At 68.2% G+C, this 23,958-nt stretch carries 26 protein-coding genes; 10 read left to right on the top strand and 16 right to left on the bottom strand.

What is annotated here, in order from left to right; translation table 11 throughout:
* Positions 1 to 226: 226 nt before the first annotated feature.
* From AC5JLE_RS13700 to AC5JLE_RS13690, 3 genes are read left to right on the top strand one after another with little or no spacing between them, the layout of a single operon-like run.
* Complete coding sequence (locus AC5JLE_RS13700) at positions 227 to 1,282, top strand: sensor histidine kinase (protein WP_164109984.1); 1,056 nt, start codon at positions 227 to 229, stop codon at positions 1,280 to 1,282.
* Positions 1,275 to 1,916 (top strand): response regulator transcription factor, encoded by a 642-nt coding sequence (locus AC5JLE_RS13695; protein WP_496065381.1) that lies wholly within the window; start codon positions 1,275 to 1,277, stop codon positions 1,914 to 1,916. The genes AC5JLE_RS13700 and AC5JLE_RS13695 overlap by 8 nt, the downstream gene beginning before the upstream one ends.
* On the top strand, positions 1,913 to 2,428 hold the full coding sequence (locus tag AC5JLE_RS13690) for a DUF1697 domain-containing protein (RefSeq protein ID WP_241883927.1): 516 nt from the start codon (positions 1,913 to 1,915) through the stop codon (positions 2,426 to 2,428). The genes AC5JLE_RS13695 and AC5JLE_RS13690 overlap by 4 nt, the downstream gene beginning before the upstream one ends.
* Here the strand turns inward: AC5JLE_RS13690 and AC5JLE_RS13685 are convergent.
* Both AC5JLE_RS13685 and AC5JLE_RS13680 read right to left on the bottom strand, forming a co-directional pair.
* Positions 2,425 to 2,817, bottom strand: a complete 393-nt coding sequence (locus AC5JLE_RS13685; RefSeq protein WP_049408744.1) for a DUF3224 domain-containing protein — start codon at positions 2,815 to 2,817, stop codon at positions 2,425 to 2,427. The two genes, AC5JLE_RS13690 and AC5JLE_RS13685, sit on opposite strands and share 4 nt — an antisense overlap.
* 31 nt (positions 2,818 to 2,848) lie before the next feature.
* Positions 2,849 to 3,283, bottom strand: coding sequence for an EamA family transporter (locus AC5JLE_RS13680; protein WP_032962665.1), 435 nt, complete (start codon positions 3,281 to 3,283; stop codon positions 2,849 to 2,851).
* Positions 3,284 to 3,586: 303 nt separating this feature from the next.
* Here AC5JLE_RS13680 and AC5JLE_RS13675 point away from each other — a divergent pair, with 303 nt between their 5' ends.
* Genes AC5JLE_RS13675 through AC5JLE_RS13665 form a run of 3 tightly spaced genes read left to right on the top strand, consistent with a single transcriptional unit; the run spans position 3,587 to position 7,722 of the window.
* Positions 3,587 to 4,783 (top strand): cell surface protein, encoded by a 1,197-nt coding sequence (locus AC5JLE_RS13675; RefSeq protein WP_496065380.1) that lies wholly within the window; start codon positions 3,587 to 3,589, stop codon positions 4,781 to 4,783.
* 13 nt (positions 4,784 to 4,796) lie between these two features.
* Positions 4,797 to 6,284, top strand: a complete 1,488-nt coding sequence (locus tag AC5JLE_RS13670) for a DUF6384 family protein (RefSeq protein WP_262217376.1) — start codon at positions 4,797 to 4,799, stop codon at positions 6,282 to 6,284.
* A gap of 16 nt (positions 6,285 to 6,300) precedes the next feature.
* Positions 6,301 to 7,722, top strand: a complete 1,422-nt coding sequence (locus tag AC5JLE_RS13665; RefSeq protein WP_496065379.1) for a coiled-coil domain-containing protein — start codon at positions 6,301 to 6,303, stop codon at positions 7,720 to 7,722.
* Here AC5JLE_RS13665 and AC5JLE_RS13660 read toward each other — a convergent pair.
* On the bottom strand, positions 7,719 to 8,897 hold the full coding sequence (locus AC5JLE_RS13660; protein ID WP_496065378.1) for a low temperature requirement protein A: 1,179 nt from the start codon (positions 8,895 to 8,897) through the stop codon (positions 7,719 to 7,721). The two genes, AC5JLE_RS13665 and AC5JLE_RS13660, sit on opposite strands and share 4 nt — an antisense overlap.
* A 9-nt stretch (positions 8,898 to 8,906) precedes the next feature.
* The gene (locus AC5JLE_RS13655; RefSeq protein WP_014647303.1) at positions 8,907 to 9,173 is read right to left on the bottom strand and encodes a hypothetical protein; all 267 of its coding nucleotides are present in this window, start codon (positions 9,171 to 9,173) and stop codon (positions 8,907 to 8,909) included.
* A 203-nt stretch (positions 9,174 to 9,376) separates the two neighbouring features.
* Here AC5JLE_RS13655 and blaL1 point away from each other — a divergent pair, with 203 nt between their 5' ends.
* The gene (blaL1, locus tag AC5JLE_RS13650; RefSeq protein ID WP_100450128.1) at positions 9,377 to 10,246 is read left to right on the top strand and encodes a L1 family subclass B3 metallo-beta-lactamase; all 870 of its coding nucleotides are present in this window, start codon (positions 9,377 to 9,379) and stop codon (positions 10,244 to 10,246) included.
* A 116-nt stretch (positions 10,247 to 10,362) separates the two neighbouring features.
* Here the strand turns inward: blaL1 and AC5JLE_RS13645 are convergent, their stop codons facing one another.
* The 3 genes from AC5JLE_RS13645 to AC5JLE_RS13635 all read right to left on the bottom strand — a co-directional run bounded on the left by AC5JLE_RS13645 (position 10,363) and on the right by AC5JLE_RS13635 (position 13,669).
* The gene (locus AC5JLE_RS13645) at positions 10,363 to 10,902 is read right to left on the bottom strand and encodes a DUF411 domain-containing protein (protein ID WP_014647305.1); all 540 of its coding nucleotides are present in this window, start codon (positions 10,900 to 10,902) and stop codon (positions 10,363 to 10,365) included.
* A 116-nt stretch (positions 10,903 to 11,018) separates the two neighbouring features.
* Entirely contained in the window at positions 11,019 to 11,360 is a 342-nt protein-coding gene (locus AC5JLE_RS13640) for a hypothetical protein (RefSeq protein WP_329856063.1), read from the bottom strand.
* A gap of 23 nt (positions 11,361 to 11,383) precedes the next feature.
* Positions 11,384 to 13,669 (bottom strand): FdhF/YdeP family oxidoreductase, encoded by a 2,286-nt coding sequence (locus AC5JLE_RS13635; protein ID WP_495233245.1) that lies wholly within the window; start codon positions 13,667 to 13,669, stop codon positions 11,384 to 11,386.
* Positions 13,670 to 13,913: 244 nt separating this feature from the next.
* Between AC5JLE_RS13635 and fdhD the strand changes: the two genes are divergently transcribed.
* Positions 13,914 to 14,762 (top strand): formate dehydrogenase accessory sulfurtransferase FdhD, encoded by an 849-nt coding sequence (gene fdhD, locus AC5JLE_RS13630; RefSeq protein WP_197561782.1) that lies wholly within the window; start codon positions 13,914 to 13,916, stop codon positions 14,760 to 14,762.
* A 39-nt stretch (positions 14,763 to 14,801) separates the two neighbouring features.
* Here fdhD and AC5JLE_RS13625 read toward each other — a convergent pair whose 3' ends face one another.
* Entirely contained in the window at positions 14,802 to 15,338 is a 537-nt protein-coding gene (locus tag AC5JLE_RS13625; protein WP_046430864.1) for a carboxymuconolactone decarboxylase family protein, read from the bottom strand.
* A gap of 106 nt (positions 15,339 to 15,444) precedes the next feature.
* On the opposite strand from AC5JLE_RS13625, the gene AC5JLE_RS13620 reads away from it, so the two are divergent.
* Positions 15,445 to 16,326: an AraC family transcriptional regulator gene (locus AC5JLE_RS13620; protein ID WP_046430865.1), complete on the top strand. Its 882-nt coding sequence runs from the start codon at positions 15,445 to 15,447 to the stop codon at positions 16,324 to 16,326.
* Between the two features lie 382 nt (positions 16,327 to 16,708).
* Here AC5JLE_RS13620 and AC5JLE_RS13615 read toward each other — a convergent pair whose 3' ends face one another.
* The 8 genes from AC5JLE_RS13615 to AC5JLE_RS13580 form a co-directional block, all read right to left on the bottom strand.
* Positions 16,709 to 17,266, bottom strand: coding sequence for a TetR/AcrR family transcriptional regulator (locus AC5JLE_RS13615; RefSeq protein ID WP_496065377.1), 558 nt, complete (start codon positions 17,264 to 17,266; stop codon positions 16,709 to 16,711).
* 4 nt (positions 17,267 to 17,270) lie between these two features.
* Positions 17,271 to 18,803 (bottom strand): MFS transporter, encoded by a 1,533-nt coding sequence (locus AC5JLE_RS13610; protein WP_496065376.1) that lies wholly within the window; start codon positions 18,801 to 18,803, stop codon positions 17,271 to 17,273.
* 151 nt (positions 18,804 to 18,954) lie between these two features.
* A complete protein-coding gene (locus AC5JLE_RS13605) occupies positions 18,955 to 19,701 on the bottom strand; it encodes a hypothetical protein (protein WP_241883938.1) in 747 nt (248 codons plus the stop codon).
* Positions 19,701 to 20,318 carry a DUF3299 domain-containing protein gene (locus AC5JLE_RS13600; RefSeq protein WP_241883939.1) on the bottom strand — a complete coding sequence of 206 codons (618 nt, stop codon included), beginning with the start codon at positions 20,316 to 20,318 and terminating at the stop codon, positions 19,701 to 19,703. Before AC5JLE_RS13600 ends, AC5JLE_RS13605 begins: the two co-directional genes overlap by 1 nt.
* Positions 20,308 to 20,877, bottom strand: a complete 570-nt coding sequence (locus AC5JLE_RS13595) for a DUF3299 domain-containing protein (RefSeq protein ID WP_241883940.1) — start codon at positions 20,875 to 20,877, stop codon at positions 20,308 to 20,310. The genes AC5JLE_RS13600 and AC5JLE_RS13595 overlap by 11 nt, the downstream gene beginning before the upstream one ends.
* A gap of 2 nt (positions 20,878 to 20,879) precedes the next feature.
* Positions 20,880 to 22,133 (bottom strand): ABC transporter permease, encoded by a 1,254-nt coding sequence (locus AC5JLE_RS13590; protein ID WP_401746968.1) that lies wholly within the window; start codon positions 22,131 to 22,133, stop codon positions 20,880 to 20,882.
* A complete protein-coding gene (locus AC5JLE_RS13585; RefSeq protein WP_262217381.1) occupies positions 22,126 to 22,821 on the bottom strand; it encodes an ATP-binding cassette domain-containing protein in 696 nt (231 codons plus the stop codon). Before AC5JLE_RS13585 ends, AC5JLE_RS13590 begins: the two co-directional genes overlap by 8 nt.
* Complete coding sequence (locus tag AC5JLE_RS13580; protein WP_053495169.1) at positions 22,818 to 23,351, bottom strand: ZrgA family zinc uptake protein; 534 nt, start codon at positions 23,349 to 23,351, stop codon at positions 22,818 to 22,820. The genes AC5JLE_RS13585 and AC5JLE_RS13580 overlap by 4 nt, the downstream gene beginning before the upstream one ends.
* A gap of 32 nt (positions 23,352 to 23,383) precedes the next feature.
* On the opposite strand from AC5JLE_RS13580, the gene AC5JLE_RS13575 reads away from it, so the two are divergent.
* Complete coding sequence (locus AC5JLE_RS13575; RefSeq protein WP_496065375.1) at positions 23,384 to 23,860, top strand: MerC domain-containing protein; 477 nt, start codon at positions 23,384 to 23,386, stop codon at positions 23,858 to 23,860.
* The last annotated feature ends 98 nt before the right edge of the window (positions 23,861 to 23,958 follow it).

The following is a 23,958-nucleotide window of genomic DNA, read 5'->3' as shown; positions in this document are numbered from 1 at the left end:
TCAGACACCGTGGCCATCCGGGCGGTAGGGCCGCCCGCTGGCGGGAAACCTCATGCCCACCGCCAACACCGTGCAGTGGCGGCCCCGCGGCGGGCACTACCAGGCATCGTTCTGGCTTGTGCCGACCAACGGTCGGCACCCACAGCAAAAGAGCCTGCCGACCAAGATCGGCATCTGCCGATGGCGGCTTTGCTATCCTTTCACCCCACGCCAGGGAGCCGTCCCGATGCCATCGCTGTCGCCCCGCCGCCCGCTGGTGCTGCTGGCCCTGATCGTCGTGATGGCCGCGATCTTCCTGATCGACACCGTCACCGATTACGCGGTTGCTGCTGCCTGCTTCTACGCAGCGGTCATTCTCGCGGCATCGCGCGTGCTGGCCGCCCGCGGCCTGATCACGCTGGCCATCGCCTGCATCGCGCTGACCGGGCTGAGTTTCTTCCTGACCCGCTTCGGCACCTACCGCATCGGCCTGGTCAATTCGGTGATCGGCATGCTGGTGATCGGCATCACCACCTACCTCGCCCTGAACATGGAAGCGGCCAAGGCCGCCGTGCAGGAAGCGCAGGGTCGCCTGCTGCGGGTCGCCCGCGCCTCCACCGTGGGCGAACTCACCACCTCCATCGCCCATGAAGTGAACCAGCCGCTGGCGGCCATCGCCAGCAGCGCCGAAGCCTGCCAACGCTGGCTGGCCCAGGACCCGCCCAACGTGGACAAGGCCCGGCAGACCGTAGCCCGCATCCTGGCGGACGCGCACCGCGCAGGCGATGTGATCGCCCGCATCCGCGGCCTGACCCAGGGCGCGGCACCGGAACGGCGCGCCTTCGACCTGAACCAGGCGGTGGAGGAAATGCTGGCGTTGTCGCGCAGCGAACTGGACCAGCATGGCGTGGCCGTGGCCCTGCTGCTGGACGCCGACCTGCCGCCGGTGCAGGCCGATCGCGTACAGGTGCAGCAGGTGATCGGCAACCTGATCCTCAATGCGGTGGATGCAATGGAAGCCGTACCCGCAGGCGACCGGCGTCTGTCGCTGCTGACCCGGCGTGAGGGCCAACGGGTCAGCCTCAGCGTCCGTGACCGTGGCGTCGGCCTGCCCGCCGACCATCCCGAGCGCGTGTTCGACGCGTTCTGGACCACCAAGTCGCACGGGTTGGGGCTGGGCCTCAGCCTGAGCCGCTCGATGATCGAGGCCAACGACGGCCAGATCCGCGCCGAACGACCGGCAGGCGGCGGTGCCTGCTTCGTCTTCGACCTGCCCGCCGCCACGGATGTCCACCATGCGTAAGCCCACTGCACCCCTCGCCGATCCGGCGCCCATTGTCTATGTGGTCGACGACGATCCGTCGGTGCGCGCGGCGCTGGAAGACCTGCTGGCCTCGATGGGCCTGCAGGTGCGGGCCTTCGCCTCCACCCAGGCCTTCCTCGAACACGACCTGGAAGACGCGCCGGCGTGTCTGGTGCTGGACGTGCGCATGCCCGGCCAGAGCGGTCTTGAATTCCATCGCACGATGGGCAGCCATGGCCTGCAGCTCCCCGTGGTGTTCATCACCGGCCACGGCGATATTGCGATGGGCGTCAACGCGATCAAGGACGGTGCCATCGAATTCCTGACCAAGCCCTTTCGCGACCAGGAACTGCTGGATGCGATCCACAAGGGCATCGAGATCGACCGCCAGCGCCGCCGCGACGGCGAGGCGCTCGATGCCCTGCAGCAGCGCTGGAGCACGCTCAACGCGGGTGAGCGCGAGGTGGTCGATGGCGTGGTGCGTGGCCGCCTCAACAAGCAGATTGCCGGCGACCTCGGCGTCAGCGAGATCACGGTGAAGGTGCGCCGCGCGCAGGTGATGCGCAAGATGGGCGCGCGCACCCTGGTCGATCTGGTGCGCATGTACGACCGCCTGCAGGCGGGGACGCCATGAACGTCCACGTCGCCTTGCTGCGCGCGGTCAACGTCGGCGGCACCGGCAAGCTGCCGATGCGCGAACTGGCGGCGATGTGCGAGGACGCAGGCTTCGCCGATGTCCGCACGTACATCGCCAGCGGCAACGTGGTGTTGCGCAGCTCGCTCGACGAGGCAGGCGTGCGCCAGGCCCTCGGCCAGCGGCTCCAGGAATATGCCGGCAAGCCGGTGGGCGTACTGGTGCGTTCGGCCAGCGAGATCGCAGGCGTGGTGGCACGCAATCCGTTTCCGCAGGCCGCCGGCAACCGTGTGGTCGCCCTGTTCCTCGACGGCAGCCTGCCTGCCGACCCGCTTGATGGCGTGACCGGCCGGCGCGACGAACAGCTTGCACTCGGCACGCGCGAGATCTTCATCCACTACGGCGCCGGCATGGCCGACTCGCGCCTGCGCATTCCCGGCTCGGCACAGGGCACGGCGCGCAACCTCAACACCGTCGCTAGGCTAGCGGCGATGGCAGCGGAACTCCGCTAGGGTTCTTCCGGCAGGCTGTAGACCAGCCGGTAGTCATGGCGGCCCTCGCTGATGGTGATCTCCAGCGTGCCGCTCAGGCCGAGCAGTCCTTCACTGCCCGAGTCGGGCACCACCACCACGCTCAGCTGCGGCGTGCCACGGGTCATCAACCCGTTGTGCTGCAGGGTGAACCCACCCTGGCGCCCGGCCAGCGTGGCCGTTACCCGTTCCATCGCCACGTAGCCGGCCGAGCCCTGCACCGGCGTGCGGAAGGCCAGCATCTGGCCGACGCTGCTGCCGTGCAGGTCGCCGGCGAAGGTCTTGTTGATCGACATCACCGCAATCGGGCCGTCATTGCCACCGATCGGCCGAAGATCCACTTCAAACGTACCGTGTGCTTCGCCCTGCATCCTGCTCTCTCCTCTGGTCGGTTGAACGCTGCTACTTCTTCGTGGCCAGCACGATCACCCCGGCCAGCACCAGGCCGATGCCGCTCCACTCCCGCAGGCTGGGCCGCTCGCCCAGCAGAAGATAGGCCAGCACGATCACCAGCACCACGCTGAACTTGTCCACCACGGCCACCTTGGCCAGCTCACCGCTCTGTAGTGCGCGGAAGTAGAACAGCCACGACGCACCGGTGGCCAGCGCCGACAGCACCAGGAACAGCTGGGTGCGCCCCGGCAGCAGCAACGGGTTGGACCATTTGCCGGTGACCACCACCAGCGGCAGGATCACCGCCGCCACCACCAGGGTACGGATGGCCATGGCCAGGTCCGGGTCGACACCCTTGACGCCGACCTTGGCGAACAGCGCGGTCAGCGCTGCGAACACGGCGGACAGTCCCGCCCAGAGCAACCATTGCGGTACGTTCTGCACGAAGCCCTCGCTTGCCGCAACCGATGAGCGTGCGCCAACGCTACTCCACCCTGCCATCGGTGGGGCTTCACCTGCCCATCACCGCCGCTACAATGGGGACGGAATCGCCAGGGGGGCGATCTGCAGGGAATGCGCCATGCTTGAACAGGACACCACCCTCGCCCATACCGGGCCGTTGGCCCTTGACCGGGCCAGCCTGCCGTGCAGCGCACGGCTGCCGCTCCCCTTCCCCTTCGTTTCGCAGCAACCTGCCCGTTCCGCGCGGCAGGTTCCTCATTGCCTGCCCTGACCGGAGCCGTCGAAATGTCCGAGAACACCCACCTTGCCACGCCGGCCGCTACCGCGCCGATCAAGTACCTCGACCGCGCCATGGCCACGCTGCGCAGCCTGGGCCTGGCCGCTCCCCAGGACAACAACGCTCCGGCCATCGCGCTGGTCTCGCAGCTGTCCACCCTTGACCAGGGCCGCGTGGTGGCCATTGCCCGCGTGCTGCAGCAGTCCGGGCATTTCAATGCCGTGATGCGTGATGAAATCAGCTCGGCCAAGGTGTCCGACCGCTATACCGAGATCATCCGCGCCTTCGACAGCATCCGTGACGATGCCAGCACCATGGTCGAGCAGGTGCGCGACGGCAGGATCGACATGGGCGAGCGCCTGCAGAACCTGTGGATGAAGGTCACCCGCGGCGACATCCCGAGCCGGTTCGAGAAGATCCGCCGCACATTTCTGGAAGTCAGCCGCGATTCGGCCGAGCAGCTGCAGCGCGAGTCGCGCGTGCTGGAGATGTACGGCGACTTCCGCCTGTCGATCAAGGATGCCGAGATCCAGGCCCATGAGCTGTTGAAGCTGCAGGAGCAGGCGCTGGCCGATGCCCGCGAGGCGCTGAAGCAGGCGCAGCAGCGCGTGGAGTCGGCCGATCCGGCCGCCGATGCCGCCGACACCGGCCGCCTGGTCATGGCCCGCGATGAGGCCCTGCGCAACAACCAGGCCGAGGAGTCGCGCTACCAGCTGGCCAAGGACCTTGCCGAGAACCTGCAGGTGAACTACGCCACCTCCGAGGCGATCATGCTGCGCGTGCACCAGTCGCACGAGATCAAGCGCCGCGTCAACGAGCGCTCGGTGGTGTTCTTCTCCACCAATGAAACCAGCTTCACCGCCTTGAACCTGGCCTTCACCACGCAGATGGGCCTGCATGAGTCCACGCAGGCGCTCAATGCGATGACCGAGGGCACCTCCAAGGGCCTGGAAGCGGTGGCCAACATCGGCGATGACGTGCTGCACGAGGGCCTGAAGGCCGGCTACGGCGCCACCATCGGCGTCGATTCGGTGCGCAAGCTGGTCGATGCGGTGGTGCACTTCCAGGAAACCTCGCTGCAGGAGATCGAGCAGCTGCGCGGCCAGGCGACCCGCGACTCGGCCGAGATCGCCGAGTATGTCGAACAGGGCAAGCAGCGCTTCGCCGCCCTGCTGCAGGCGCCGCCGAGCCCGGAGTCGCGCTGAGGTGAGTGCCACGATGGCCCCTGCCGAGCTGCAGGATGCGCTGCTGACCATGGATGTGGTCGACCAGCTGCGCTACCGCAACGCCGAAATGAAGGCGCTGGCCGACAGCGGCCATGACAAGGCGACGCTGAAGCAGCGCCTGCTTGAGCTGTACCGCTCGCAGGGCATCGAGGTCTCCGACGAGATCCTCGAGGCCGGCATCCAGGCCCAGCGCGAGCAGCGCTACCTCTACACCGCGCCGCGTGGCTGGAAGGCGTGGCTGGCGCGGCGCTGGATCGATCGGGCCCGCCTGTTGAAGTGGGCGCTGCTGGCGGCCTTCCTGCTGCTGGTGCTCGGCATGCTGCTGGTCATGGCGCGCAGCTTCGGAGCGTTCGTGCACGAGAGCAACGTGCAGAAGAACGTGCAGGTGCTGAACGACAAGGTGGCCGCGCAGCAACAGGAGGCTGCTGCAGCGCGCGCCCTGCTGGCCGCACAGGAACAGGCCCTGCAGGGGCTGCTGCCACGTGCCACGGCCAGCGGTGGGCGCCTGCAGCCACTGGCCGAAGGCGCACAGGCCGCGCTGGCCGAAGCACAGCGGCGCTTCGCCGGGGTTCCCGCCGCACTGGCCGCACAGCCGACCCTTGTGCGCAAGGACAAGCTCACCCGGCTCAGCAGTGGTGGCAGTGCCACCGGCGAGCAGGCCGCCGCGCAGGTTGAGCAGCATCGGCAGGCCGCCGCGCAGCTGCTGGCGAATGCCAGGGAAACCCTGCCGCCGCTGACCGAGCGGGTGAACATTCTCGGCCAGGCGATCGAGGCCAGCGAGCTGCTGGATACCACCAACGCCGCTGCAAAGGCGGCACGCCTCGCGCCGGATGCAGAGCAGGCGCGCGCACGCGCCTACACCGGCGGCGACGTGGCACTGCGCGCGGGCGACATCGCCGCGGCCGGCCAGGCGGTAGCGACCCTGAAGGAGCTGATCGGCAGCGCCGACACGCTGGCCGCGCTCAACGAGCGGTTGGCCCAGCTCAAGGCCGACGGCCTCGCCACCGGTGTCGCCGGCGAAGACCGCAAGCGCTTCGAGCGTGCGCTGGAGCAGGCCGCCCGCCTGATCCGGGTCGAGACGCTGGCCGAGGCCGGGCCGGCCCTGGACGAGGTCAGCCAGCTGGTGGGGCTGCTTTCGCAGACCCTGGTCTACCGCATCGTCAACCGTGACGATGAACGCACCGGCGTCTGGCGCTACAACGAGAAGGCCAATGGTGGCCGCAACTACTATCTGGTGACCGAAGCGCTGGACGAGGCCGGCAATGCTGCCGAACTGCCGATCCGTAACGAGGAAACCGGCAAGGAGGAACGGGTCTCGATGTTTGCCGTGCGCGTGCCCGAGGCCACCTACAACCGCGTTGCCGCCGACAAGCAGGACAACGGCATCATCGAAGACGACCAGATCGGCAGCAAGCCGCGCGGCAGCCTGTCGCCGCGGTTCCGCATGCCCGCCACCGGTGGCTACATCACCCAATGGTGATGGGTAAGGAACTGACATGAGAGACCTGAACGACGCGATTGCCGATGTCGAAACCGATATCGGCCAGGTGCAGGCACAACTGGCCGCGCGTGGCGACCAGTGCCGGGAGCTGATCAAGGAACAGGAAGCGCTGCACGGGCGGGTCCGCGACGACTTCAACGCCCTGGCGCGCCTGCAGGCCGAGGCCGCAAACGATGCGCCGCCGATGCTGGCCCGGGACCTGCTGCAGCAGTCCAGCGCCGATCTGCAGCGCCGTGACCGCAAAGCGGCGGTGCTGGACGACGAACTGCAGGCGCTGCTGGACATCGAGCAGTCCTTGCAGCAGCGGTCGCAGGAGGCCGTTGCCGCACGCGACGCCGCCGGCGAACGCTGGCAGGCCCTGCAGGACCAGGTGGACACCACGCTGGAAGCGGAACCCACCTACAGGGTGCTGCAGGACGACCTGCAGCTGGCCGTGGCACGCGCCGACACGGTCGAGCGCATGGCTTCCTCTGCCCAATCGGAGCATGACGCCAAGGCCGGCGCCTATCAGGCCGACCCGATCTTCATGTACCTGCACCGGCGCAGCTACGGCAGCACGGCCTACCGCGGCTGGCCACTGGTGCGCACCGTCGACGGCTGGCTGGCCGAACTGTGCGGCTTTGACCGTGCCCGTCGCGAGTACGCCACGCTGGTCGAGCTTCCGCCCTATCTGCAGGAACATGCCCGACGCGCCCGCGACGACGTGGAGGCGGCCCGCCAACCGGTACAGCAGGCCCGCGATGCCGCCCTCGCCCGCGCCGGTGGCGACCCGCTGCGCCAGCAGCTGCAGACGGCACAGGGCGCAGTAGCGCAGGCGCTGCTGGCCGAGCAGCTGCATCGGCAGACCGTGGATGCCAAGCAGGCACAGATCGACGGCTTCCGCAGTTGGACCGATGCCGAAGGCAGCGCCCTGCTCACCGCGCTGGCGCGCACGCTGTCGGCCAAGAGCATGGACGACCTGTACCGGCGCGTGGCCGCCACCGCCTCCGGCGAGGACGATGCCGTGCTCGAGCGCATCCATCGCAGTCGCCTGCGCCTGGGCGAGATCGATGGGATGGTAGGCGAGCACACCCGCGAAATGGCCGTGCTGAAAAAGCGCCTGGACAGCCTGCAGGCGGCGCGGAGGAGCTACCAGGCGGCAGCAGACATCGAGCGCCAGGCGTACGAGGCGCCGAGCTACCGGGCCGCCGCGCCGGCCACCGTCGCCGCATCCTTCTTCAGCACCACCAGCAGCCGAAGCACCACCCGCTCCTCTGGCGGCCTGTTCGACCTGCTTTCGGGCGGTTCCAGCAGTTCCGGCTCGGGTTCGAGCTCGAGTTCGAGTTCGAGTTCCAGCTCCAGTTCCAGCGGCAGCAGCTTCCACAGCGGCGGTGGTATCAGCGGCGGCGGTGACTTCAAGACCGGCGGCGGGTTCTAGCCCGGCAACGGCCGGGTGCGCCGCTTCAGCCGCGCATCCAGCAACCCCACGCCCAGCAGCACCAGGCTGGTCAGCCATCCGGCGGCCAGCAGGTGCATCCAGGGCAACACCAGGCCCAGCATCAGTAGTGCGGCGGCGCCCAGCAGGTGCGAGCGCGGCGCGCGCCCGTAGACCACGTGCTTGTACAGGGCACTGCCCAGCAGATAGATCAGCGGGCCCGCCACCATCACCGTGGCGTACACCGTGGTGACGGCCGCCGCCGGATGGTCCATGACCAGATCGTTGCCCACCGCGGTGGCGATGATGCCGGCGATCAGCAGGGCATGCACGTAATGGAAATTGGCGCCCATCCGGCCCGGGTCTTCGGCGTGGGTGATGGCCTCTGTGGCATCGCGGCTGGAGATGCCGAAGTACAGCCACCACATGGCAATCGTGCCAGCGAAGGTGGCCAGCACCGCCGAGATCACCTGCAGGCTCCAGTGCTCGACGTCGCTTAGCACGCCCCCGGTGGCCAGCAACGTCTCGCCCAGTGCGACGATGACGAACAGCTGGCAGCGTTCGGCCAGGTGACCGCCCTCGATGGTCCAGTCGCGGGTGTGCGACCGGCCCATGCCCGGGAACGCGAAGCCGAACATCGGCGAGATGTATTCGCAGGCCGCCGCCATCGCCCACAGTGCCAGCCGCAGGTGGCCCTCGGCCGCCGCGCCGGCCAGCCAGAAGTAGGCCGACACGCTGACCCAGGCCAGCATGCGGCGGAAGTTCGGCGCCAACGTATGGTTGCGGCCGACTTCCAGCAGCACGAACGCGGTGCGTCCGACCTGCATCGTGGCGTACGCCCCGGCGAAGATCCACGCACGATCGGCGAACGCCTCGGGAATGGACGAGGACATCAACAACGCCAGCAGCATGGTGGCGAACATCACGCCCCGGACGCGCGGCGCCTCCGGGTCGAACCAGTTGCTGACCCAGCACGCGTACTGCCAGCCGAGCCAGACCGCGAACCACAGCACCAGGGTCTGCAGCACGCCGGCCAGGTCCAGGTGGTGCAGCAGATGGTGGCTGAGCTGGGTGACCGCAAACACGTAGACCAGGTCGAAGAACAGTTCTTCGTAGGTCACGCGGGCATGATGGCCATCGCGGTGGCGCAGCGCGGGCGGGCGCAGTCGGGTACTCATGGAACTCCTTCAGCGCGCCAGGCGCCAGTACAGGAAACCGGCAAGTAGCGCCGGCACGGCGAATACCAGCAACAGGATCGGCAGCTCCTCGCGTACCGCGTAGCCGGCCTTGCTGACCCCTACCCACATGTTGGCCACGGCCACCAGCAGCCAGGTGGCGATGAAGGCGATCAGTGCCGTGGGCAGCTGCGAGGTGCCCGTGCTCCAGAGATGGCCAAACAGCACGAATACCCCCAGCAGCAGTACGCCACCCAGCATCACCATGAGCACGTGCATGGTCCACCTCCTTGAGCCTGGTAGCAGGCTAGCCCCGGCCGATTCTGCGCTCCAGCCCGTGGAGGTGGATTCACAATCCATGGCCAGCGAACAATCCCTGGGCAGGCTGCGGCGCACCTTATTGCAGCCATGAATTATTCGCGAAACGGTCCGCCCCGCCCGCGTGCTAGTTTCATCCGACCCTGCCCAGACACCTCTCCGCCATGCGCCTTTGCCTGACGACCCTTGCCCTGACTGCCACACTTGCCTTTGATGTGACTGCCGCCGACGCACCGCTGCCGCAGCTGCAGGCCTACACCGTGGACGCCTCGTGGCTGCAGCCGATGGCACCGCTGCAGATTGCCGACCACACCTGGCAGATCGGCACCGAGGACCTGACCGCGCTGCTGGTGCAGACCGCCGACGGTGCGGTACTGCTCGACGGCGGCATGCCGCAGATGGCCGGTCACCTGCTGGACAACATGAAGGCACGCGGGGTGGCAGCACAGGATCTACGGCTGATCCTGCTCAGCCACGCACACGCCGACCATGCCGGGCCAGTGGCGGAGCTGAAGCGCCGTACCGGCGCCAGCGTAGCGGCCAACGCCGAATCGGCGGTGCTGCTGGCGCGCGGCGGCAGCAACGACCTGCACTTTGGCGACAGCATCACCTTTCCGCCGGCCAGCGCCGACCGCATCATCATGGATGGCGAAGGGGTCACCGTAGGCGGCATCGCGTTCACCGCGCACTTCATGCCGGGGCACACCCCGGGCAGCACCGCCTGGACCTGGACCGATACCCGCGATGGCCAGCCGGTGCGCATCGCCTACGCCGACAGCCTGAGTGCGCCGGGCTACCAGCTGCAGGGCAACGCTCGTTATCCACGCCTGGTCGAGGACTACCGGCGCAGCTTCGCTACGGTGCGCGCCCTGCCCTGCGACCTGCTGCTGACGCCGCATCCGGGCGCCAGCAACTGGAACTATGCCGCGGGTGCAGAGGCCGGAGCCAACGCCCTGACCTGCAAGGCCTACGCGGATGCGGCCGAAAAGAAGTTCGACGCACAGCTGGCCAAGGAAACAGCCACGGCACGCTGATCCTGTAGAGCCGAGCCCATGCTCGGCTTGCCGGCCAAACACAGCCGAGCATAGGCTCAGCCCTACACAGGACGCGTCGAAGGGTGCCGGTCAGGACGACCGGCACCCGCCTTCCATCAGCCACCCTGCCCGTGCTGGGCAAACGGCTCGGTGCTGCCGTCGGTCCGCACCAGCTCGACGGTGTACGACTGCACGTAACCATCCGGCATTTCCATGCCCGGCGAACCGGCCGGCATGCCGGGCAGCACCAGCCCGCGTGCGGCCGGGCGTTCGGCCAGCAGGCGCTTGATGTCCTCGGCCGGGATGTGGCCTTCGACCACATAACCGCCGATCTCGGCGGTATGGCAGGAGGCCTTGCCGACCGGCACGCCCAGGCGGACCTTGATCGGATTCATGTCATCGGTATCGCGCACGTCCACCTGGAAGCCCGCGGCCTTCAGGTGGTCGACCCAGATACCGCAGCAGCCACAGCTGGCGGTCTTGTGCACGATGGCCACCGGCAGGGCCGGATCAACCTTGGCCGGGCTGGCCTGGATCGGTGCCACCGGTGCCTTGCTGGCGACCGGTGCGGCGGCGGATTCTTCGGCGGCACGTGCACAGGCGGTGGTGGCCAGCACGGTGCCCAGCAGCAGGCCGAGGGAGAGAGAACGGTTCATTGAGTGATTCCTTTGCTGAGGCGGGCAACGCGGCCCGCCGCCCGCGCATCGAAGGCGCAGGCAGAGGCGAGAAAGAGCCGAACAGTCATGGCAGGCGCTTGAGCGCCTGCAGGACATCACACGATGGGGGGACGCAACGGGTCCGGCATCGGCGGCGATGCGCGTTGCTGGGAACGGGCAGCTACAGGCGCCTCACGCCACGGCGAGGCGGGCGTTCCACTCAACGTGGCCAGCATGCCAAGGCAGGCCGGCGGGCATTCGCATTCACCACTCTGGCAGGCCGACGGAGCCGCATCATCGCAGCAGCCGGCTGCGGCCAGCGCAGCCGCGTGCGGTGCAGCGCAGTGATTCTGGTTGGCCGACCCGCCGTACGAAGACGAGCCAAGCGCCAGCGCCGGTGCATTCAGCACCAGGGCAACGAGCAGCATCCATCGCAGCAGCAGGCCAGGCAGGTTCACCCGCCGATGATAGCCGATGCGCGTCACGCAATCGCCGCCGCCATCGCCCGCATCCGCACCGGGATCGACTTCGCTGCGGGTGTGCCGCTGATCCGGTCGTAGTAGTCCAGCGGCAGCAACGGGTTCAGTTCCGGGTAGTAACCGGCCAGCGCGCCGCGCGGCATCGGGTAGTCCAGCACCGTCAGGCCCTCGATGCGGCGCTCCACGCCATCGCCGCTGATCGTCTCCAGGCTGACCAGCGCCTCCTTCTCCAGCCCGCGCGCCAGCCGGTCCTCGATATTCATGAACAGCACCATGCGATCGTTGTACACGCCGCGATAGCGATCGTTGTAGCTGTAGATGGTGGTGTTGTACTGATCATGCGAGCGCACGGTGGCCAACCGCAACATGTCTGGATCGTGCACCGGATCGTCCACGTCCAGGCCGGGCATCACCAGGATGTTGGCCTTGCCATTGGGCGTGGGCCACACCCGGCGGCGCGGCGGAATGTCCAGATGGAAACCGTGTGGCTGCTGGATGCGCTCGTTGAAGCCGGTGTAGATCTCCGGATACACCGCGGCAATCAGCTCGCGGATGGGCGCGTAGTCGTGCATGCAGCCGGCCCAGTCAACCCTGCTGTCCGGCAGCGTGGCCAGTGCCATCCGGCAGACGATCTCGACCTCGGGCAACACCTCGGCACTGACCGGCTCCAGTACCCCGCGCGACGCGGTTACATTCGACATCGCGTCTTCGATGGTGACGAACTGCTCGCCGGCCGGCGTAACGATGCGTTCCGAGCGCGCCACCACCGGCAGGATCAGTGCATCGCGGCCATGGACCAGGTGCCCGCGGTTGAGCTTGGTGGCGATGCCCACGGTGAGCTCCAGGCCGCGCATCGCCTCATACGCACGCGGCGTATCGGGCACGGCATGGATGAAGTTGCCACCCAGGCCGATGAACACCTTGGCGCTGCCGTCCAGCATCGCCTCGATGGATTCGACCACGTGATGGCCGTGCTCACGCGGCGGGTCGAAACCGAACACCTGCTGCACGCGGTCCAGATAGGCCGGCTTGGGCTTCTCGTCGATGCCGACGGTGCGGTCGCCCTGCACATTGGAATGCCCACGGATCGGTCCGATGCCGGCGCCGGGCTTGCCGAAGTTGCCACGCAGCAACAGCAGGTTGGCGACCTGCTGCAGCAGGCGCGAGCCGTACTGGTGCTGGGTCAGCCCCATGCCGTAGCAGATCACGGTGGCCTTGGAACGGATGTAGATCTCCGCACAGCGGCGGATCTGCGCCTGCGAAATGCCGGACACCTGCACGATCTGGTCCCAGTCCTGCGCCATCACGTCTTCGCGCAGCGCCTCCAGGCCCACCGTGTGTTCCGACAGGAAATCATGGTCGAGCACGCGCTCGCCCTGTGCCTCACGCTCGAACATCACCTTCATCATGCCCTTGATCAGGGCCAGGTCGCCGCCGATGCGGATATGCACGAACTCGCTGGTGATCTCGGTCGAACCGAACGTGGCCATCTGCACCACGTCCTGCGGCTCGGCGAAGCGGATCAGCGCACGCTCGGGCATCGGATTGACCGCCACGATCGGGATGCCGCGTTTACGCGCCTCGACCAGGTTGCTCATCATCCGCGGTGAATTGGTGCCGGTGTTCTGGCCGATCACGAAGATCGCCTCGGCATGCTCGAAATCCTGCAGCACGATGGTGCCCTTGCCCACCCCGATGGCCGGCGGCAGGCCACGGCTGGTCGGCTCGTGGCACATGTTCGAGCAGTCCGGGAAATTATTGGTGCCGAACTCGCGCACGAAGATCGAATACAGGAACGCGGCTTCATTGGGCGTGCGGCCGGAGGTGTAGAACTCGGCCTGGTGCGGGCTGTCCAGCGCCTGCAGGTGGCGGCCGATCAGCGCGAAGGCATCGTCCCAGCTGCACGGCACGTAGTGGTCGGTGGCTGCGTCGTAGCGCATCGGCTCGGTCAGCCGGCCCTGCATCTCCAGCCAGTAGTCGGTCTGCGCCATCAGTTCGGTCACGGTGTACCGGGCGAACAGTTCGCGGCCGGCGCGGAACTGGGTGGCTTCCCAGGCCAGTGCCTTCGCGCCGTTCTCGCAGAATTCCAGCTTCTTGCGTTCGTCGGCATCGGGGAACGCGCAGCTGGGGCACTTGAAGCCACCGGGCTGGTTCATCGCCAGCAATGCCTTCGATCCCTTGCCGATCACACTCTGCTGCAGCAGCACCTTGGCCGTGGCGCCGGCGGCACCCCAGCCTCCGGCGGGCTGGTTGTAGGGCTTGTAACGCGGCGGTTTCTGCTCGGACATGTTCGGGAACCTGGCAGTAGGAACGCAACAACGAACGGCACAACGCGGTCCGGCGGTGCATTCAGTGGCACGACCAGCCGCACAGTCAAGCACGGCCCACGGCGCTTCGCCAGAGGGCACAGGCTGATTTCAGCACAACCTGCCATGGCAACGGTTACAGCCGCGTCTGCGCGCGACCACTGCGCTATCCTCGAAACCGCAGGCGGTGGCCCGCCCGCGTTTCTCCCTTGTCCGGACGCGCTGCATGCCTGATTCGACCCCGCCGCACACCCCGCCTGCCGGCACCGCCCAACGCCCGTTGCAGCGCTGGCGCGGCGGCACGCAACAGCAGCAGGTCGACGTGGTGGCCGAGGAAGTGCCGGTGGCGCTGCGCTACAACGATGCCGCCTTTGCCGTGATGATGGCCACACCCTGTGATCTGGAGGACTTCGCACTCGGATTTTCGCTCAGCGAAGGCCTGATCAGCGCGCCCTCGCAGCTGCTGTCGATCGATATCCACCCACAGCTGGAAGGCATCGAGCTGCAGATGACCGTGGACGAGGCTGCGCCCGGCGCAAACCTCGACCCCGACAAGGGACGCCTGCTGCCCGGCCGTGGTGGCTGTGGCCTGTGCGGCACGCGCCAGCTGGAAGAAGTGCTGCGCCCACTGCCGCAGATCCGCGAACGCCGCAGCTATTCCGCCACCGCCCTGCAGCGGGCGTTGGCCAGCCTGGCGCAGCACCAGCCGATGAATGCGGCAAGCGGCTCGATCCATGCCGCGGCCTGGGCCGACGCCAGTGGGCGCATCGGCTGGGTACGCGAGGACGTCGGCCGCCACAATGCACTGGACAAGCTGATCGGCGCCCTGCACCACAACGAACACGCCATCGAAGGCGGCCTGCTGGTGATTTCCAGCCGGGCCAGCTACGAGATGGTGAGCAAGGCAGTGCGCGCCGGCGCCAGCGTGCTGGCGGCAGTGTCCGCGCCGACCGCGCTGGCGATCGATCTGGCCCGCAGCGCCGGCCTGTGCCTGGTCGGGTTCGCGCGGGAAAGCGGGTTCAATGTGTATACGCATCCGGAGCGGCTGCAGGCGCACGACGGCCACGCCCGCTGAGGATGGCCGGGAGCACTGCGTCCCCCGGCCCGGTACGCCTCAGCGCAGCGCGACCTTCGGGAAGTCCACCGGCACGTCGAACGCCACGTTGACGTAGTTGGTGAACAGGTTGAGCGCCACATGCGCGAGGATCTCGACGACCTGCTCATCATCGAAGCCGGCCGCGCGCAGCGCCTGCACGTCGCCGTCGGCGATCTGCGCACGCTGCTCGACCACCTTCAACGCGAAGTCGAGCGCCGCCGCAGTGGCCGGGTCGCTGGACTGGCCGATCTGCGCGGCAGCCATCTGCTCACCGCTGGCGCCGGCCTTGCGGCCCAATGCCGTGTGCGCGGCCAGGCAGTACTCGCAGGCGTTGCGGTTGGCGATGGCCACGGCGATCTGCTCGCCCAGCAGCGGCGACAGGCGACCGCCGCCCAGCGCGCCGAACGAACCCCACATGCTCTGCAGGGCAGCCGGCGAGTTGGCCACGGCGCGGAACATGGCCGGGGTGGCGCCGAAGGCAGCGTGGACCTGGCCCAGCAGGGCCTGGCGGTCGGCGGTGGTGTTGGCGGCATCGATCAGGGGGACACGGGACATGGTGGATCTCCTTGGGAAAGCGCCCGGGATTGGACGACCCGCTCATCCTAGGTAGACTCCCTGGACGCAACATCCTCAATTCGCCACATATGTTGTCCATACGTCCATGAGCATGCGCGCCGCCACCCCTGCGCCAGATCGACTCTCCTCGCTGCTGGAACGCTTCCGGGTGCAGGCGGCGCTGTTCCACAGTGGCCCGCTGTGCGGGCAGCATGTCTTCGAGCCGCAGCCCGGTCGTGCGTTCCTGCACATCCTGCGCCAGGGTGAGATGGAAGTCCGTCATCCTGGGGGCGATAGCGCGCTGCCCCGCTTGAAGATCGATACACCCAGCCTCCTGCTGTATCCGCAGCCGCTGCACCATGTGTTCTTCAACGCTCCGCTGGACGGCCCGGATTTCACCTGTGCCACGCTGGATTTCGATGGTGGCGCGCGCAATCCGATCGTGCAGTCGCTGCCACCGGTGATGGTGGTGCCGCTGGCCGCGATCACCGAACTGGATGACACCCTGCAGCTGCTGTTCGCCGAAGCCGATCGCCAGCGCTGCGGGTCACGGCTGCTGACCAACCGCCTGTTCGAGGTGGCGCTGATCCAGATCCTGCGCTGGGTGGTTGACCACCCGGATGCAGCCGGCGTCAGCCACGGGTTGATGCGGGGGCTGTCCGATGCGCGGCTGGCACGCACGCTGGTGGCGATGCACCAGGCACCGCAGGACGAATGGACGCTGCCGCGCATGGCCGCGACCGCCGGCATGTCGCGCAGCGCGTTCGCGGCCGTGTTCAAGGACGTGATGCAGGCCACGCCAGCCAGCTACCTGCTGGACTGGCGGCTGAGCCTGGCCTGCGCGCAGCTGCGGGCCGGCGTGGCGGTCAAGCAGGTGGCGATCGAGGTGGGGTTTGCCGATACCGCATCGTTGTCGAAGGCGTTCCGCAAGCGGTTGGGGGCTTCGCCGAGGGCGTGGCTGGCCGCGGGCGCCGCGCAGGCTGGGTAAAGGTGAGGGGGTAGAGTCGACCGCTGGTCGACTATCGCGCGACGCGCGGGAGGTTCGTTGCCCGACCGAAGGGCAGTCGACTATCGATCGACTCTACCGATGCGGCATTTTCGTGATCTGACCGAAGAGCAGCCGACCAGCGGTCGGCTCTACCACGGGCGATCGAAGCGGCATTTTCGTGATCTGACCGAAGGGCAGCCGACCAGCGGTCGGCTCCACCACGGACGATCGAAGCGGCATTTCCGTGGCCTGACCGAAGGGCAGCCGACCAGCGGTCGGCTCTACCACGGGCGGTCGATGCGGCATTTCCGTGGCCTGACCGAAGGGCAGCCGACCAGCGGTCGGCTCTGCCACGGGCGATGTCGGCGCACCGGCTGGCCGCTCAACTGGACGTTCCATCGGGCTTCGCCAGCAGCCCGGCGATCCGTTCGGCCACCTGGGCGCGCACGCTTTCATCCAGCTGCCCTTCGTACATCGCCTCGTAGATCCACAGGCCGTCGGCGGCCAGCCGTGCCACGAAATTGTCGAGCGCGGCCGGGTCGCTCTGCCCGGCCGACGGTGGCAACGGCGCCCAACGCCGTACCGCCGGCCCCCACGGGCGCTCATCGGGGTCCGGGTCGGCCGATTCGAGCATGAACATCAGCTCGGCACGGGTAGCGCTCTGCGCCGAGACGCGCACGAAGGTCTGGTAACGCTCCAGCGCCGAGGCTTCGTCTGCACGCTTGCCCAGCAGCGTTTCCATCGACGTCTCCCAGGCCTGCACCAGGTGCTCGTCGATGCCGCGCAGCAGCGCCTCGCGCGAGGGGAAGTGGTACAGCAGGCCGCCGCGGGTCAGCTTGGCCTCGGCCGCCACCGACTCGAAGGTCACTGCGCGCACGCCATCACGATTGATCACGTTGACGGCGGCGTCGAGGATGCGGTCGCGCTTGCTGGTTCTCATCACGTCATTTTACGCGATCGGCCGCACCCTCGCGGCTGCCGACGCGCCCGCGCAGCAGGCCCGCGATGATCGACGCGCCCAGCGCCAGCACCACCGTGATCACCAGCAGCACGATCTGGTAGCCGCGGTCATACGCGGCCGTGGCCAGTGCGAACCACTCGCCCTGCCCGCTTTCACGTGCCACGTGCAGCGCCTGGGTGAAGCCTTCCCGTGCAAGCGCGGGCATGTCGGCCGAGACCGGCAGGAATGCGCCATACACCGCCGCGCTCAAGCTGCCCAGCATCGCCACCGCCAGCAGGCCACCGAACTCGTAGGACACCTCTTCCACCGACGAGGCCATGCCCGCACGGTGCGCCGGTACGTTGTTGAGGATGGCGGTGGACGCCACCGAGATGGCCGAACCCATGCCGAAGCCGGTGATCGCCATGCCGGCGACCACCCAGCCGAGGCCGTGCGGGAAGCCGAATGCCACCACGCCGACACCCAGCGCACCTGCGGCCAGGCCGCCACAGATCAGCGGGCGCAGGCCCACCCGGTGCAGGATGCTGCCGCCCAGCAGCGCACTGGGCAGGCTGCCCAGCGCGGCCACCGACACCAGCAGGCCCGCCTGCAGCGGCGAAAAGCCCGCTACCAGCTGGAAGCGCTGGGTTGTGACCAGCTGCAGGCCGGCCATCGCAAACAGGGTGAACACCGCCGACAACGTGCCGGCCAGGAACGCCGGATTGCGGAAGATCGCGAAGTCCAGCAGCGGGTACGGCAGCTGCTGCTGGCGGCGCGAGAACGCCGCACCACTGATGGCGGCCAGCAGCAGCGCGCCTGCACCCAGCGCATACGACGGCGGCGTAGCGATCAGTGACTTGATCGCCAGCACCAGGCCGGACAGTGCAGCCAGAGCCAGCAGCGACGAAACCAGGTCCCACGGTCGCGAGGTGTCGCGCTGGCCTTCAGGCGCCAGCAGCAGCGTGGCCACGAACGCGACCACGACCACCGGCACGTTGATCAGGAACACTGAGCCCCACCAGAAATGCTGCAGCAGCCAGCCGCCAATGATCGGGCCGAGTGCCGCGCCGACGATGGCCACCGAACCCCAGATCGCGATGGCGATGTTGCGTTCGCGCGCTTCGTGGAAGCTCAGGCCGATCAGCGCCAGCGTGGCCGGCATCATCGCGGCCGCGCCGACCGCCAGGAAGGCGCGCGCGGCAATCAGCTGCGCTGCGGTGTCGGCGAACGCCGCTGCCAACGATGCCACGCCGAACACCACCAGGCCGATCAGGAACATGCGGCGGTGCCCGATGCGGTCGCCCAGCGTACCCGCACCCAGCAGCAGGCCGGCCATCACCAGCGGATAGGCGTTGATGATCCACAGCGCCTGGCCGGCACTGGCCGAGAGTTCTTCGGTCAGCGTGGGCAGGGCGGTGTAGAGCACGGAGTTGTCGAGCGTGACCAGCAGCAGGCCGGCGGCGACGGTGAACAACAGTGCCCAGCGACGGGCACGCGACAGGGCCGGAGCACCGGCCAAGGGCTGGGACAAAGCCATGGGAGAACCTGATCGGGCGTGAAGTACGGCGATAACTATACAGGATGTCCTGTATAGTTATGAAAACAGCGACAGCGGTTCAGATTGGAGCCCGGCCAATGTTCATGTTGCCGTGCCCCTCATGCCGGGTCGTGGCTGGTGTCCGGAATCATCACCGGCAGTCTTCCGGCAGCGCAGCAATCGCCGCTACCACCGCCGCCTGCATGCCCTGCCCCACGGCCATGTCCAGCTCCCCGCCCGTTGCCCCGTGCTGGCGCCGCAGCTCGTCCTCGCACAGGCCGCGCACCCGCGCGCGGGCATTCGCGCGCAGGCTGCTGCACCGCCAGTCGGTGCCACCCAGTGGCAACACCGAATACACCACGCTGTTGCAGGCGTTGCCAGCGCGCTGCTGCAACGACCGTCCACCGAAATCCCGGGGTTCACTGCTGCGCTGCGGGTCGAAGTAGCTGTCCGGGAAGGTGCGCGCGTACTGTTCGATGTCCACCGCCATGCTGCGCCCAGCGGCCAACGGCATCTGCAACGGCTGGCCGCACTGCGTCGCATCGGCGCGGTGCTGGATGTACTGGTAGATCGGCCGGTCCAGCGATGGCTCCTGCTGGGTCACCGCGCTGACTGCCGCCAGCACCGGCAGCGATGCACGATTGGCCATGCGCGCCAGCAGCCCCGCCTGCGCGGGCTGGCAGCGGTCGCGCACGGTTGCCGCAAGCAGGAACAGCACGTCGTTGCGGAACGCGTGATCGTCGCGCAGGCGCTGTTCGATGCGCTGGCTGGCGTCGGACGCCGGCGCCGGGAACGCGACCGCCGGCGGCGCGGTGGGTGCGCGCTGCCGCTGCCACCGCACCAGCAGCACCACCGCGACCAGCAGCATCCCGGCAGCCATGAGCCATCGCCGGCGCATCAGTTGCGGATCGCCGTCAGCGTGGCCGCTGCGGCATCGTAGGACGCACTGGCAATGTCCGCATCGAAGCGCTTCACCTGCAGGCGGCCGGCAAGCCGGTACGGGTCCCACAGATCGCCCAGCGCGATCGGCGTGGCCAGGGTCACATGGATGATCTGGTTCGGTGGCGGCGGCGGCACGTGGATGCACGCACCGTAGAACGGCACGAACAGCAGCTCATCGACCAGGCCGGCATCATTGGTGCCCAGCGGTACCACGTAGCCATCCAGATCCACCGCGCGACCGTCGACAGCGTCGACCACGCGCGAGGAGCCGAACTGCTTGGCACGGTCGGGGCTGGAATGGTCGATTTCCTGCCCCGGCGGCGTGCCCGAGCCGGTGTCGTCGATCAGGCCGCCCACCCCATCCATGCCATTGCGTGACAAGCCGATCTGTGGGGGCGGGCGCTGATAGGTCACTTCGTCCGGCCGCAGCGCGTCCCAGCGGTCGATGGGCGTTTCGGGCGCGGCGGAGGGCAACGGCTTGTCGTGCGGCGTGGCCACCACGGCATCACCGCCCGATGACGTGCAGCCTGCCAACCAGACGCATCCAAGCAGCAACACAGCGCTACGGTTCATAGGGCCTCAGCTGGGCATCGCGCATGGTGTAGGCGGAACCGGCCAGATCATCATCCAGCCGCTCGGCACGCAGGGTGCCGGCCAGGAAGAACGGCGAGTACATGTCCGGCATGGCGATCGGGCGCGGCAGCACCACGTGCACGATCTGGTTCGGTGGCGGCGGTGGTACGTGGATGCAGGCGCCGTAGTACGGCACGAACAGGAATTCGGTCAGGCGCCCGTCCTGCGCAGTGGCCAGCGGCACCACGTAGCCGGGCAGGCGCACCGGACGCTGCAGCACCGTATCCACGGTACGGAACGTGCCGAACTGCGGCATGCGCCGGTTGCCGTTGTGCTCCACCTCCGGGCCCTCTCCGCGCTCCAGCGCGGCCAGCTCGTCCTTGGGCATCATCTGCAACCAGTCCAGTTCCTGCTCCGCCGCATCCACAGCGCCAGCGTGGTCGACAACCGGCGAAGGTGGCAACGCCTGCACACCGGTATCCACCGGCCGCTCGCAGGCTGCCAGCGCCAGCACCAGCGCCAGCGCCAGCACCATCGGCAATGACAGCATCCAGCGCATGCTCAGCCTCCCGGCGACAGGCCATCGGCCAAGGTGCGCCGGTAGGCCAGCAACGCCGGCACCAGTCCGGCCACCGCGCTGATCGCCAACACACCCGCCACCCAGGCCAGCTCGCGGCCATCCGGCCAGACATGGGTGATGGACAGGCCGAACGTGGCCAGGGCCCAGCCGCGTCCGGCCATGCTGGCGGCCACCAGCAGCCCCAACGCCAGCACGCAGGCCACGGCACTGGTTGCCACCGCTTCCACTACCAGCAGGCCGGCGATGTAACCCGGCCGCGCGCCGGTCGCACGCAGGATCGCCATCTCGCGCCGCCGCTGCTGCAGCGTCGAGACCAGCAACGCCACCAGCGAGACCATGCCCAGCAGCACCACCATCGCGCTGATCAGCTGCAGGGCGCGCTCGGCCGTGCCCAGCGACTGCCACAGCTGCTGCAGCGTCACCCCGGGCAGGATCGCCAGCATCGCCTCTTCGGGATACTCGTTGATCCTGCGCTGCACCGAAAAGGTGGCGATGCGGGAGTTCAGGCCGAGCATGAAAGCGGTGATGCTGGTCGGGGTCAGATCGAGGTGGCGCGCCTGCTCGGCACTGACGCTCTGGCTGCGCAGCTGCACGCCCGAGCGCCAGTCGACGTGGATGGCCTCGATCGCCGGCAGCGAGACCAGCAGCGACGAATCCACCGGCGTGCCGGTGCGCTGCAGGATGCCGGAGACCCGGAACGGCTTGTCGGCATGCGTGGCCAGCGTGACCGCGCCGGTGCCGTGCGCCAGCACGATCTCGTCGCCGAGGCCGACCTTCTGCGCGCGTGCCACCTCCGCACCGATCACCGCGTCATACAGATCATCAAAGGGCCGCCCCTGTGCAAAAGCCAGCGCGTGACCGGAACCATAACGATAGTGTTCAAAGTAGCCGCCAGTGGTACCCACTACCCGGTAGCCGCGCCAGGAATCGCCCAGCGACAGCGGCACCGCCCACTTCACCTGCGGCATTGCGGACAGCGCCTGGTAGGACTGCCAGGACACGTTGTTGGTCGGGTCACCGATATGGAACACCGCGTACAGCAGCAGGTTCACCGGTCCCGAACGCGCACCGACAATCAGGTCGGTGCCCGATACGGTGCTGGCGAAACCTTCGTGCGCCTGCGTGCGTACGCGTTCGACACCCAGCAGCAGCACCACGCTGAGGGTGATGACCAGCACGGTCAGGCCCACGCTCAACGCGCGGCTGCGCAGGCTGGCCCAGGCAAGCTCAAGCATGGTCGGCACCTGCCTGGTTGATCTCGGACAGTGAAATTGTGCGGTCGAACAACGGCTGCAGGCTGTCGTCATGGCTGACCACCAGCACCGTGGTGCCGGCCGCCTGGCACTGCGCGGACATCAGGTGCAGGAAGGCGGTCGCCGCCTCCCGGTCGAGCGCCGAGGTCGGCTCATCGGCCAGCAGCAACGACGGGCGGCCGATCAGGGCGCGTGCCGCCGCCACGCGTTGTTGCTGGCCGACGCTGAGCGTGCTGGCGCGCCGCTGCATCAGCCCGGGGTCCAGCTGCAGCGCCTGCAGCAGTCGCGCGATCTCGGCATTCAACGGCCCGCTGATGCGCGCACTGCGCAGGCGCGAGAAGCGCAGGCCCAGTGCGATGTTGTCGCGCACGCTGAGAAACGGCAGCAGGTTGAACTGCTGGAAGATCACGCCCAGGTGGTCGGCGCGGAAGCGGTCCCGCGCGGCACCGCGCATCGCCTGCAGCGCGTGGCCGGCGACTTCGATGCGGCCCTTGCCAGGCAGCAGCACGCCCGCCAGCAGGCCCAGCAACGTGCTCTTGCCACCGCCACTGATCCCGCGCAGCAGCACGCTGCTGCCCTGCTCGATCCACAACCGCGGCACGTCCAGCACCAGCCGCCGGCCATAGCCGAACTGCACGCCATCCAGCGCGATCACCGGTCGCATGCTCACGGTGCCAGCACCACGCGCAGGTTGTCCGGGGTCAGCACGCTGCGGTTCTGTCCTCGGGCGGTGGCGCTGTTGACGATCACTTCGTGCAGGCCCGGGAACAGCACGGGCAAGCGCACCACGATGGCCCGCAACTCGGCCGGCTTGGCGCACTGGTACCGCAGCGTTACGCTGAACCCCGCGTGCCGGTGCTCACCTGATGGCGGTGCGGCAGCCGTCGCATCGAATCCCTCGGCCTTGGCATCGTTGCCTGAAAGGCGGCAGCCCGCGGCGGTGGGCAAGGTGACCCAGCTGCCGCCCTTCAGCACTGTCGTAGCCCGTGTCAGCGCGGCCTGCTCGGCTGCATTGGCCGGCGGTCGCTCGTAATCAAGGATGCCGATGCCGGGTGCCTGCAGGGCGAATTCCAGCGTCTGCTGGTCAAGCGCAAGATCGACGGTGGCCTGGCCGTGCACGTGCGGTGCGTGCTGGCGGATGTCATGGGCCTGCGCGGCACTGGCAGCCAGCAGCAGGAAAAGAGCAGCAGAACGCTTCATGGGGGAGGCTCCAATTGTTACTATGTAACATTATGGACCACATCCCCACGACGCCCGCAAGGGCCCTGGCCCAGCCGCCAACTTCGGCACGCTGGCACCCCCGCTTCGATCTTGCCGGGGCCTGGCTGTCCCTGGCCTGCGCCGCCCACTGCATTGCCCTGCCCCTGCTGCTGGCCTTCGTGCCGGCTGCGATGATGGCGCTGCGCTCGTTCCAGCATCCCGGCCATGGCGCGATGACACTGCTGCTGATGATGTCGCGCTGGGAATGGCTGTTCGCGCTGCTGGCCTCGTCGCTGGCCTTGGCGAGTACCTCGGCCGGGGTGCACCGGCACGGGCGCTGGCGGCCTGTGCAGCTGGCCTGCACCGGCGCGATTCTGCTGCTGTCGGCCTCGCTGTACCTGCCGCTGAAGGAATCGCTGCTCTGGCATGGCGTGGCGACAGCTGGTGGTGGCGTGCTGCTGGCATGCGCGCACATCGGCAACCGGCGCGCGCTGCACAACCGCCGGTAGTGCCGGCCGCTGGCCGGCAGCTGCGGGATCCCGGCAGCCGGCCAGCGGCCGGCTCTACCCCCTCCATGCATGGGCCACGCATCAGGTGATACACAGCT

The organism is Stenotrophomonas sp. (genome assembly GCF_059505245.1).
This window is presented reverse-complemented; position numbering and strand designations above follow the sequence as displayed.

Bases quoted from the DNA above. Each gene is read 5' to 3' on its own strand.
- AC5JLE_RS13600 (WP_241883939.1), bottom strand. From the start codon at position 20,318: ATGAACCGTAGCGCTGTGTTGCTGCTTGGATGCGTCTGGTTGGCAGGC.
- AC5JLE_RS13665 (WP_496065379.1), top strand. From the start codon at position 6,301: ATGAGAGACCTGAACGACGCGATTGCCGATGTCGAAACCGATATCGGC.
- AC5JLE_RS13660 (WP_496065378.1), bottom strand. From the start codon at position 8,897: ATGAGTACCCGACTGCGCCCGCCCGCGCTGCGCCACCGCGATGGCCAT.
- AC5JLE_RS13690 (WP_241883927.1), top strand. From the start codon at position 1,913: ATGAACGTCCACGTCGCCTTGCTGCGCGCGGTCAACGTCGGCGGCACC.
- AC5JLE_RS13575 (WP_496065375.1), top strand. From the start codon at position 23,384: ATGGACCACATCCCCACGACGCCCGCAAGGGCCCTGGCCCAGCCGCCA.
- AC5JLE_RS13590 (WP_401746968.1), bottom strand. From the start codon at position 22,133: ATGCTTGAGCTTGCCTGGGCCAGCCTGCGCAGCCGCGCGTTGAGCGTG.
- AC5JLE_RS13670 (WP_262217376.1), top strand. From the start codon at position 4,797: ATGGCCCCTGCCGAGCTGCAGGATGCGCTGCTGACCATGGATGTGGTC.
- AC5JLE_RS13625 (WP_046430864.1), bottom strand. From the start codon at position 15,338: ATGTCCCGTGTCCCCCTGATCGATGCCGCCAACACCACCGCCGACCGC.
- AC5JLE_RS13620 (WP_046430865.1), top strand. From the start codon at position 15,445: ATGAGCATGCGCGCCGCCACCCCTGCGCCAGATCGACTCTCCTCGCTG.
- AC5JLE_RS13685 (WP_049408744.1), bottom strand. From the start codon at position 2,817: ATGCAGGGCGAAGCACACGGTACGTTTGAAGTGGATCTTCGGCCGATC.
- blaL1 (WP_100450128.1), top strand. From the start codon at position 9,377: ATGCGCCTTTGCCTGACGACCCTTGCCCTGACTGCCACACTTGCCTTT.
- AC5JLE_RS13580 (WP_053495169.1), bottom strand. From the start codon at position 23,351: ATGAAGCGTTCTGCTGCTCTTTTCCTGCTGCTGGCTGCCAGTGCCGCG.
- AC5JLE_RS13655 (WP_014647303.1), bottom strand. From the start codon at position 9,173: ATGCACGTGCTCATGGTGATGCTGGGTGGCGTACTGCTGCTGGGGGTA.
- AC5JLE_RS13605 (WP_241883938.1), bottom strand. From the start codon at position 19,701: ATGCGCCGGCGATGGCTCATGGCTGCCGGGATGCTGCTGGTCGCGGTG.
- AC5JLE_RS13700 (WP_164109984.1), top strand. From the start codon at position 227: ATGCCATCGCTGTCGCCCCGCCGCCCGCTGGTGCTGCTGGCCCTGATC.
- fdhD (WP_197561782.1), top strand. From the start codon at position 13,914: ATGCCTGATTCGACCCCGCCGCACACCCCGCCTGCCGGCACCGCCCAA.
- AC5JLE_RS13615 (WP_496065377.1), bottom strand. From the start codon at position 17,266: ATGAGAACCAGCAAGCGCGACCGCATCCTCGACGCCGCCGTCAACGTG.
- AC5JLE_RS13695 (WP_496065381.1), top strand. From the start codon at position 1,275: ATGCGTAAGCCCACTGCACCCCTCGCCGATCCGGCGCCCATTGTCTAT.
- AC5JLE_RS13645 (WP_014647305.1), bottom strand. From the start codon at position 10,902: ATGAACCGTTCTCTCTCCCTCGGCCTGCTGCTGGGCACCGTGCTGGCC.
- AC5JLE_RS13675 (WP_496065380.1), top strand. From the start codon at position 3,587: ATGTCCGAGAACACCCACCTTGCCACGCCGGCCGCTACCGCGCCGATC.
- AC5JLE_RS13595 (WP_241883940.1), bottom strand. From the start codon at position 20,877: ATGCGCTGGATGCTGTCATTGCCGATGGTGCTGGCGCTGGCGCTGGTG.
- AC5JLE_RS13635 (WP_495233245.1), bottom strand. From the start codon at position 13,669: ATGTCCGAGCAGAAACCGCCGCGTTACAAGCCCTACAACCAGCCCGCC.
- AC5JLE_RS13610 (WP_496065376.1), bottom strand. From the start codon at position 18,803: ATGGCTTTGTCCCAGCCCTTGGCCGGTGCTCCGGCCCTGTCGCGTGCC.